Source organism: Nocardioides fonticola, from assembly GCF_039536805.1.
GTDB classification, from domain to species: domain Bacteria; phylum Actinomycetota; class Actinomycetes; order Propionibacteriales; family Nocardioidaceae; genus Nocardioides; species Nocardioides fonticola.
Map to the genome: position 1 here is coordinate 185,298 of NZ_BAAAZH010000001.1, position 8,133 is coordinate 193,430.

At 71.0% G+C, this 8,133-nt stretch carries 7 protein-coding genes; 1 reads left to right on the forward strand and 6 read right to left on the reverse strand.

Annotation, left to right across the window (positions count from 1 at the left end):
• Positions 1 to 193 precede the first annotated feature (193 nt).
• The 6 genes from ABD671_RS00815 to ABD671_RS00840 form a co-directional block, all read right to left on the reverse strand.
• A complete protein-coding gene (locus ABD671_RS00815) occupies positions 194 to 757 on the reverse strand; it encodes a hypothetical protein (RefSeq protein WP_344731285.1) in 564 nt (187 codons plus the stop codon).
• Positions 742 to 4,296, reverse strand: a complete 3,555-nt coding sequence (gene dnaE / locus ABD671_RS00820) for a DNA polymerase III subunit alpha (protein WP_344731287.1) — start codon at positions 4,294 to 4,296, stop codon at positions 742 to 744. The genes ABD671_RS00815 and dnaE overlap by 16 nt, the downstream gene beginning before the upstream one ends.
• A gap of 166 nt (positions 4,297 to 4,462) precedes the next feature.
• The gene (locus ABD671_RS00825) at positions 4,463 to 5,230 is read right to left on the reverse strand and encodes a GNAT family N-acetyltransferase (RefSeq protein ID WP_344731288.1); all 768 of its coding nucleotides are present in this window, start codon (positions 5,228 to 5,230) and stop codon (positions 4,463 to 4,465) included.
• Positions 5,220 to 6,158, reverse strand: coding sequence for an RluA family pseudouridine synthase (locus ABD671_RS00830; protein ID WP_344731289.1), 939 nt, complete (start codon positions 6,156 to 6,158; stop codon positions 5,220 to 5,222). The genes ABD671_RS00825 and ABD671_RS00830 overlap by 11 nt, the downstream gene beginning before the upstream one ends.
• Entirely contained in the window at positions 6,155 to 6,712 is a 558-nt protein-coding gene (lspA, locus tag ABD671_RS00835) for a signal peptidase II (RefSeq protein WP_344731290.1), read from the reverse strand. Before lspA ends, ABD671_RS00830 begins: the two co-directional genes overlap by 4 nt.
• Before the next feature lie 35 nt (positions 6,713 to 6,747).
• Positions 6,748 to 7,197, reverse strand: a complete 450-nt coding sequence (locus tag ABD671_RS00840) for a TraR/DksA family transcriptional regulator (RefSeq protein ID WP_344731291.1) — start codon at positions 7,195 to 7,197, stop codon at positions 6,748 to 6,750.
• A gap of 49 nt (positions 7,198 to 7,246) precedes the next feature.
• Here ABD671_RS00840 and ABD671_RS00845 point away from each other — a divergent pair, with 49 nt between their 5' ends.
• Entirely contained in the window at positions 7,247 to 8,041 is a 795-nt protein-coding gene (locus ABD671_RS00845; RefSeq protein WP_344731292.1) for a hypothetical protein, read from the forward strand.
• The last annotated feature ends 92 nt before the right edge of the window (positions 8,042 to 8,133 follow it).

Genomic DNA, 8,133 nt, shown 5'->3' on the forward strand with positions numbered 1-8,133 from the left:
CAGCCTGAGCCGACCGACGTTGCGGGAGGGAGCGCCGCTGACGGTAGTGACCTGGGTCACGCTTCGCGTGACATCGCGTCACACGACACGCGCGGTCCAGACGATGGGTCCAGACGGGGTGTCCAGACGGGGTGTCCAGACCGCGACCCGGGCCGACCGCAGGATCGCGTCGACGCAGACGCCGTCGGGCCGGTCAGGAGGCCCGCTGCCGCTTGGTGGTGAGGAAGAAGACCAGGGCGCAGCCGAGCACGCCGCCCGCCGGCCAGACGAGGCCGACGGTCCAGCGGGCCAGGCGCAGGTCGCCGGGGATCGGGGTGCGGTCGGCCGCGGTGCGGGCGACGACGTCGGGGTCGGGATTGCCGAGGTGGACGCCGACGACGTACATGAGCCACCCGGCGAGGCCGGCGCCGACGACGACCGCCGCCAGGGTCAGCAGCTCGTCGCGATCGAGGACGAAGGAGAGCACCGCCCCGAGGACGAGTGAGGCGAGGCCGGCGATGATCGCGTAGAGCGCGGTGCCGGAGAACAGGTCGCGGTAGTCCTTCTCGTCCAGCCCCAGCCACCTCTTCTGGTAGGCGATACCGCGCGGCGCGTCGTAGAGGTGGTTCCACAGCCAGCCGGCGGCCGCACCGACCGCGGCGAAGACGAGGACGATGACGAGCGCCTGGAGCAGGCTCCGACGCCAGCGGGCGGAGCCACCCTCGACCTGCGGCGGCGGGGCCGGCGCGGCGTCGAGGTCGGTCAGTTGGTCAGACACCCGGGCCCCAGGAGCTGCTTGAGGTCGGCGAACAGGGCGGGGGTCGGCGTCACGCGATGGCGGTCGCCGACGCGCATGACGACGGTCTTCTCCCGCATCAGCACCTGGAGGTGCACCTCGGTGACTCCGGGATGGGTGGCCAGCACGTCCTTCAGGTTATCGACCGTCGCCATGTTGACCCGGGTCTGGGGCAGGCGGATGACCACCGGGCCGTTGCTGCCCTGGGACAGATCGGGCAGGGAGACCTCCTGGCCGTGGATCTCCGGGGTGTCCTTGCTGCGCGAGAGCCGGCCCTTGACGGTGATGATCGCGTCCTGGGTCAGATGGGTGCTCACCAGCTGGTAGGCGCTCGGGAAGAAGAGCACGTCGATGGCACCATCGAGGTCCTCGAGGGTCACCATCGCCCACGAGTCGCCCTTCTTGGTGATCTTGCGCTGCACCGAGGTGACCAGCCCGCTGACGGCGATCGGGGAGCCGTCGCCGCGCTCCTCGTCGGCCAGCAGGGCGCCGATGCTGCAGTCGGTGCCGGTGGAGAGCACGTGCTCGAGGCCGAGCAGCGGGTGGTCGGAGACGTAGAGGCCGAGCATGTCGCGCTCGTGCCCCAGCAGCGTCATCTTCTCCCACTCCTCGATGTCGGGGATGGTGACGCTGACCCCGAAGCCGCTGTCGTCGGCGTCGCCGAGGCCGCCGAAGAGGCTGTCCTGGCCGATGGCCTCGTTCTTCTTGATGTCGACGTACTGGTCGACCGCCGACTCGTGGACGGCGACCAGCGCCCGGCGGCAGTGCTTGAGATCGTCGAAGGCGCCGGCCTTGATGAGCGACTCGATGACCCGCTTGTTGCACGCCGGCAGCGGCACCTTGGACATGAAGTCGTTGAAGTCAGTGAAGCGCCCCTTCTCCCGACGCGCCGCGACGATGTGGTCGACGACGTTGGCACCGACGTTGCGGATGGCGGTGAGACCGAAGCGGATGTCGGTGCCGACCGGGGTGAAGTCGTGGGCCGACTCGTTGACGTCGGGCGGCAGCACCTGGATCTTCATGCGCCGGCACTCGCCCAGGTAGATCGCCATCTTGTCCTTGTCGTCCTTCACCGACGTCAGGAGCGCGGCCATGTACTCCGTGGGGTAGTTGGCCTTCAGGTAGGCGGTCCAGTAGGTGATGACGCCGTAGGCGGCGGAGTGCGACTTGTTGAAGGCGTAGTCGGCGAAGGGGACGAGGATCTCCCACAGCGTGTCGACGGCGTCCTGGGGGTAGCCGCGCTCGAGCATGCCGTCGCGGAACCCGGCGTACTGCTTGTCGAGCTCCTCCTTCTTCTTCTTGCCCATCGCGCGGCGCATGTTGTCGGCGGCGCCCAGGGAGAAGCCGGCGAGCACCTGCGCGATCGCCATCACCTGCTCCTGGTAGACGATCAGGCCGTAGGTCTCGCCGAGCACCGGCTCGAGCGCCTCGGCCAGCGCCGGGTGGATCGGCTCGATCGGCTGGCGCCCGTTCTTGCGGTGCGCGTACTTGTTGTGGGAGTCGGCGCCCATCGGCCCGGGGCGGTACAGCGCGCTGACGGCGGTGATGTCGGCGAACTGGTCGGGCTGCATCGAGCGCAGCAGCGCCCGCATGCCGCCGCCATCGAGCTGGAAGACGCCGAGCGTGTCGCCGCGGCCCATCAGCTCATAGGTCGGCCGGTCGTCGAACGGCAGCTCCTCCAGGACGACGGTCTCGCCGCGGTTGGCGGCGATGTTGGCCACGGCGTCCTCGAGGATGTGGAGGTTGGAGAGGCCGAGGAAGTCCATCTTGACCAGCCCGAGCGACTCGCACATCGGGTAGTCGAACTGGGTGATGATCGCGCCGTCCTGCGGGCGCGCCATGATCGGGACGATGTCGATGAGCGGCTCGCTCGACATGATGACGCCGGCCGCGTGCACGCCCCAGTTGCGGATCTGGCCCTCGAGGCCGAGCGCCGTCTGATATATCGTGCGGACGTCGGCGTCGGCGTCGTGGAGCGCCCGGAACTCCTGGCCGTCGTTGTAGCGCTTGTGCTCGGGGTTGAACAGCTCCTTGAGCGGCACGCCCTTGCCCATGACGTCGGGCGGCATGGCCTTGGTGATGCGGTCGGAGATCGCGAAGCCGTGGTCGAGCACGCGGGCGGCGTCCTTGATGGCGGCCTTGGACTTCAGTCGGCCGAAGGTGGCGATCATCGCGACCTTGTCGCTGCCGTACTTCTCGGCGACGTAGGCGATGACCTCGCCGCGCCGCTGGTCGTCGAAGTCGATGTCGAAGTCGGGCATCGAGGGACGCTCGGGGTTGAGGAACCGCTCGAAGAACAGCCCGTGCTCGAGCGGGCACAGGTCGGTGATGCGCAGCGCGTAGGCCGCGATCGAACCCGCACCCGAACCACGGCCCGGGCCGACCCGGATGCCGTTGTCCTTGGCCCACTGGATGAAGTCGGCGACCACGAGGTAGTAGCCGCAGTAGCCCTTCTGGGAGATGACCCCGAGCTCCATCTCGACGCGGTCGCGAACCTCCGCGGTGAGCCGCTCGCCGGGGTAGCGCATCTCGATGCCGCGCCAGACCTCCTTGCGGAACCAGCTCTCCTCGGTCTCGCCGGCCGGCACGTCGGCGCGCGCCATGTAGCCGCCGGTGGACTCGGTGAACTCCACCGAGCAGCGCTCGGCGATCGCCAGGGTGTTGTCGCAGGCCTCGGGCATGCCGAACTGCACGGCCCACAGCTCGCGCATCTCGGCCGGGGACTTGATGTAGTAGCCGCCGCCGTCGAACTTCAGCCGGTTGGTGTCGGAGAGCCGCTTGCCGGAGGCGACGCAGATGAGGGCGTCGTGGGCGGCGGCGTCGTCGGGGTTGTTGTAGTGCGAGTCGTTGGTGGCCAGCGGCGGGATGCCCATCTCGCGACCCAGGCGGAGCAGGTCGTCGCGGACCCGCTTCTCGATGGAGATGCCGTGGTCCATGAGCTCGAGGAAGACGTTCTCAGGGCCGAAGATGTCCTGGAGCTCGCCGGCCTCCTGCACCGCCTCGTCCCACTGGCCCAGGCGCAGCCGGGTCTGGATGGCGCCGCTGGGGCAGCCGGTGGAGACGATGAGGCCCTTGCTGTGCTCGGCGAGGATCTCCTTGTCCATGCGGGGCTTGTAGAAGTAGCCCTCGAGGCTCGAGCGCGAGGAGAGCCGGAAGAGGTTGTGCATGCCCTCAGTGCTCTCGGCCCACATGGTCATGTGGGTGTAGGCGCCGCCGCCGGCGACGTCGTCACCGCCCTCCTCGGCGATGTCGCCCTTGCCCCACCGCACCCGGCGGCGCTCGCCGCGCGCCGTGCCGGGGGTGATGTAGGCCTCGATGCCGATGATCGGCTGGACGCCGTACTTGCGGGCCTTGGAGTAGAAGTCGTAGGCGCCGTGCAGGTTGCCGTGGTCGGTCATGGCGATCGCGGGCATGCCGAGATCGGAGACGCGCGTGAACAGCCCGTCGAGCAGCGACGCACCGTCGAGCATGGAGTACTCGGTGTGGACGTGCAGGTGGACGAACGAGTCTCCGGTCGCCATGGGTCGGACGCGCTCCCGCATTGCTCGAGGATGGTGGGTCGGACGGCGCGGCCGCCGCGACCCGTGGTCCGGGGAAGAGCCCCGAGTCTAGGCGACCGACGAGGTGGATCGTGTCATCGGGGACCGACAATTCCCGTGCCGCTACGCCCCTCCCCGGACCTCCCGCTCACAGCCTCGGGTCGGGCCGCGGGTCGGGCCGCGGGTCGGGCCGCCCGACGGCGCTCAACGACTCCTCGATGACGGCGTGGACGATGCGGGCGACGCCCCCGGCCGACAGGGCGGGCACGCGTGCGGCGACCCGCTCGGCGCAGCGCGCCTCCCGTTCCGGGTCGCGCCCGGGGTGGGCCTTGAACGGCTGGACGGCGGCGGTCAGCGCGGCGCGCCGGGCCAGCAGGTCGCCGAGCAGGTCGTCGACCTCGTCGATGCGCGCGCGGAGGAAGGCCAGGGGCTCCGAGCCGGGCCAGGCCAGGCGGATGTCCGGGGAGCCCTCCTCGTTGCCCGAACCGTCGGTGGTCTCCAGCTCGATGAGGCCGTGGCGGGCGTAGAAGGCCCGGGCGGGGGCGTTGGAGGCGAAGACCCACAGCTCGAAGCCGCCCGGCCGCAGCGACATCGCCAGCTCGAGCAGGGCCCTGCCGACGCCGTCGCCCTGGTGGGCCGGATCGACGTAGAGGTCGTCGAGCCAGTCGCCCTTCAGCTCGACGAAGCCGCGCAGGTCGCCCGTGGGCCCCTCGGCGAGCCACAGGTCGCGCTCGGCGAGGTCGAAGCCGGCGAAGAAGGCGAGGACGTCGTCCCGCTCGTGCACGACCGGGGGCATCGCGGGGACGGCCGCGGCCCGGGTGCGCCAGAACAGCTCACCGACCCGCCGCAGATCGTCGCTCAGCGCGGGGCGCAGGACGAGCTCGTCGGGATCGCCCGGAGCTGCCTCAGACGGCACCGCGGATGACCTCGAGGGCGGAGGCGAGATCGTCGGGGTAGGTCGACTCGTAGCTCACGTACTCACCGCTGTCGGGGTGCTCGAAGCCCAGGCGGACGGCATGCAGCCACTGCCGCTCCAGGCCGACCCGGCGGGCGAGCTTCGGGTCGGCCCCGTAGGTCAGGTCGCCGACGCAGGGGTGCTTGAGCGCCGACATGTGCACGCGGATCTGGTGGGTGCGTCCGGTCTCGAGGTGCACCTCGAGGAGGCTGGCGAACCGGTGCGCCTCGAGGGTCTCGTAGTGGGTGACCGAGTGGCGTCCGTCGGCCATGACGGCGAACTTGTAGTCGGCCTTGGGGTGCCGGCCGATGGGGGCGTCGATCGTGCCCTCCAGCGGGTCGGGGTGACCCTGCACCAGCGCGTGGTAGGTCTTGTCGACCGTGCGGTGCCGGAAGGCGTTCTTGAGCACCGAGTAGGCGTGCTCGGACTTGCAGATGACCATGACGCCCGAGGTGCCGACGTCGAGGCGCTGCACGATGCCCTGCCGCTCGGAGGCGCCGCTGGTGGCGATGCGGAAGCCGGCGCCCGCGAGGTGGCCGACGACCGTGGGGCCCGACCAGCCGGGCGAGGGGTGGACCGCGACGCCGACGGGCTTGTCGATCACGACGATGGAGTCGTCGTCGTGGATGATCTTGATGCCCTCGACGATCTCCGGTACGACCTCGAGCGGGTCGACGAGGCTCGGGATCGTGACCTCGAGGGTCGCCCCGGGCAGCACGCGGTCGCTCTTGCCGACGGTCTCCCCGTCGAGCTGCACCAGGCCCTGGGCGATCAGGTCGGCCGCGCGCGTGCGGGAGAGGCCGAACATCCGCGCGATCGCGGCATCGACCCGTTCACCGGCGAGGCCGTCGGGGACGAAGAGGCTGCGCTGCTCGGCTCCGACGCTCACGGCCGGACCTCGCCGGGGGCGTCGGCCGACTCCGGGGCCGCGGCGCCAGGACCGGCCGCGGCGTCATCGGCGTCATCGGCGTCATCGGCCTCGGCGCGGGTGCCGTCGAGACGGACGCCGCGGAAGGCCTGGAGCAGGATCAGCCCGGCCGCCACGTTGATGCAGATGTCGGCGACGTTGAAGATCGGCCAGTTCGGCAGCATGAGGAAGTCGACGACATGACCGCGCAGCGGGCCGGGAGCGCGCAGCAGCCGGTCGGTGAGGTTGCCCGAGACGCCGGCCAGCAGCAGGCCGAGGGCGAACGCCCAGACCGTGTTGCGGACCCGGCGGCTCAACCAGACGATGACGATCACCGCCACGATCGCGGCGATGCTGAGCACGCTGGTGTAGCCGGTGCCGGTGCTGAACGCCGCGCCGGGGTTGCGGGTCAGGCGCAGCTGGAGGATCTCCCCCACCAGCTGGACGTCGGCGCGACCGGTGAGGTGCTCGACCGCCAGCAGTTTGGTGACGACGTCGACCGCATAGGCGAGCAGGGCGACGACCGCCACGATCACGCGGGGTCGCCGGACGGGGCCGGCGCCGGCCGGCTCTAGCGACGTTCCTCCCGCTGCTTGCATGTCATGCAGAGTGTGGCACGCGGGAAGGCCATCAACCGCATCTTGCCGATGGGGTTGCCGCACGACTCGCACACGCCGTAACTGCCGTCGTCGATGCGGGCGAGTGCGCGCTCGATCTGGGCCAGCTTCTCCCGCTCGTTGTTGAGGACGGTGAGCTCGTGGTCGCGCTCGAAGCTGGAGGCGCCCATGTCGGCCTGGTCGTGGCCGGCGCCGTCGCCGGAGTCGCGCATGAGGTCGGTGAGCTCGGCCTCCTGCTCGGCGACGATCGCGAGGCTGTGGTCGCGCTGCTCGTGCAGTTCGGCGACGACCTCGGCGAGCTCGGCCTTGCTCCAGGCCTCCTCGCCCTCCTTGACGACGAGGGCGTCGGCACCACGGGAGCGGGCGGCGGACTTCTGGGTGGGAGCGGACTCGGCCTGGGTCACGGTGGTGGCCTTCTGCGTGGGCGACGGGGTCTGCCCAGAAGTGTCCACGGTGGCCGAAATCGGAGCCGCAGCGGGGGTCGGTGCCGGGGCCGTCTTCGTGGCGGACGTCGCCTTCGCGGGGGCCGTCTTCTTCGCCGGTGCCGCCTTCGCGGGAGCCGTCTTCTTCGCCGGTGCCGCCTTCGCGGGAGCCGCCTTCTTCGCGGGCGCCGCCTTCGCGGGAGCCGCCTTCGCAGGCGCGGCCTTCTTCGCCGGTGCCGCCTTCGCGGGCGCGGCCTTCTTCGCCGGTGCCGCCTTCGCAGGCGCCGCCTTCTTCGCGGGAGCCGCCTTCTTCGCCGGTGCCGCCTTCGCAGGCGCCGCCTTCTTCGCGGGCGCCGCCTTCTTCGCCGGTGCCGCCTTCGCAGGCGCCGCCTTCTTCGCGGGCGCCGCCTTCGCGGGAGCCGCCTTCTTCGCCGGTGCCGCCTTCTTCGCGGGCGCCGCCTTCGCGGGAGCCGCCTTCTTCGCAGGCGCCGCCTTCTTCGCCGGTGCCGCCTTCGCGGGAGCGGCCTTCTTCGCCGGTGCCGTCTTCGCAGGCGCCGCCTTCGCAGGCGAGGCCTTCTTCGCGGGCGCCGCCTTCGCGGGAGCGGCCTTCTTCGCCGGAGCCGCCTTCTTCGCAGGAGCCGCCTTCTTCGCGGGCGCCGCCTTCTTCGCGGGCGTGGCCTTCGTGGCAGCGGCCGGGGACGCCTTCGTGGCCGTCTTCTTCGCGCCCGGACGCCCGAGCACCCGCTTCGCGGCCGACGCGGCCTGGCTGGCGATCGACGTGGGTCGGGATCGTGCCATCGAGGTCCTCCCTCATTCCCCGCGGTGAACCGCGGCTCCCCGCCTCAGTCGGACGGTGCCCGGGAGGCTAGCGCTCGCCGCGGGCCGGTTCAACGCACGCGCCGCAGCGCCGCACCGCCG

What these genes read in the sequence shown, in the direction of transcription:
- dnaE (WP_344731287.1), bottom strand. Translation starts at nt 4,296, where the DNA reads ATGGCGACCGGAGACTCGTTCGTCCACCTGCACGTCCACACCGAGTAC.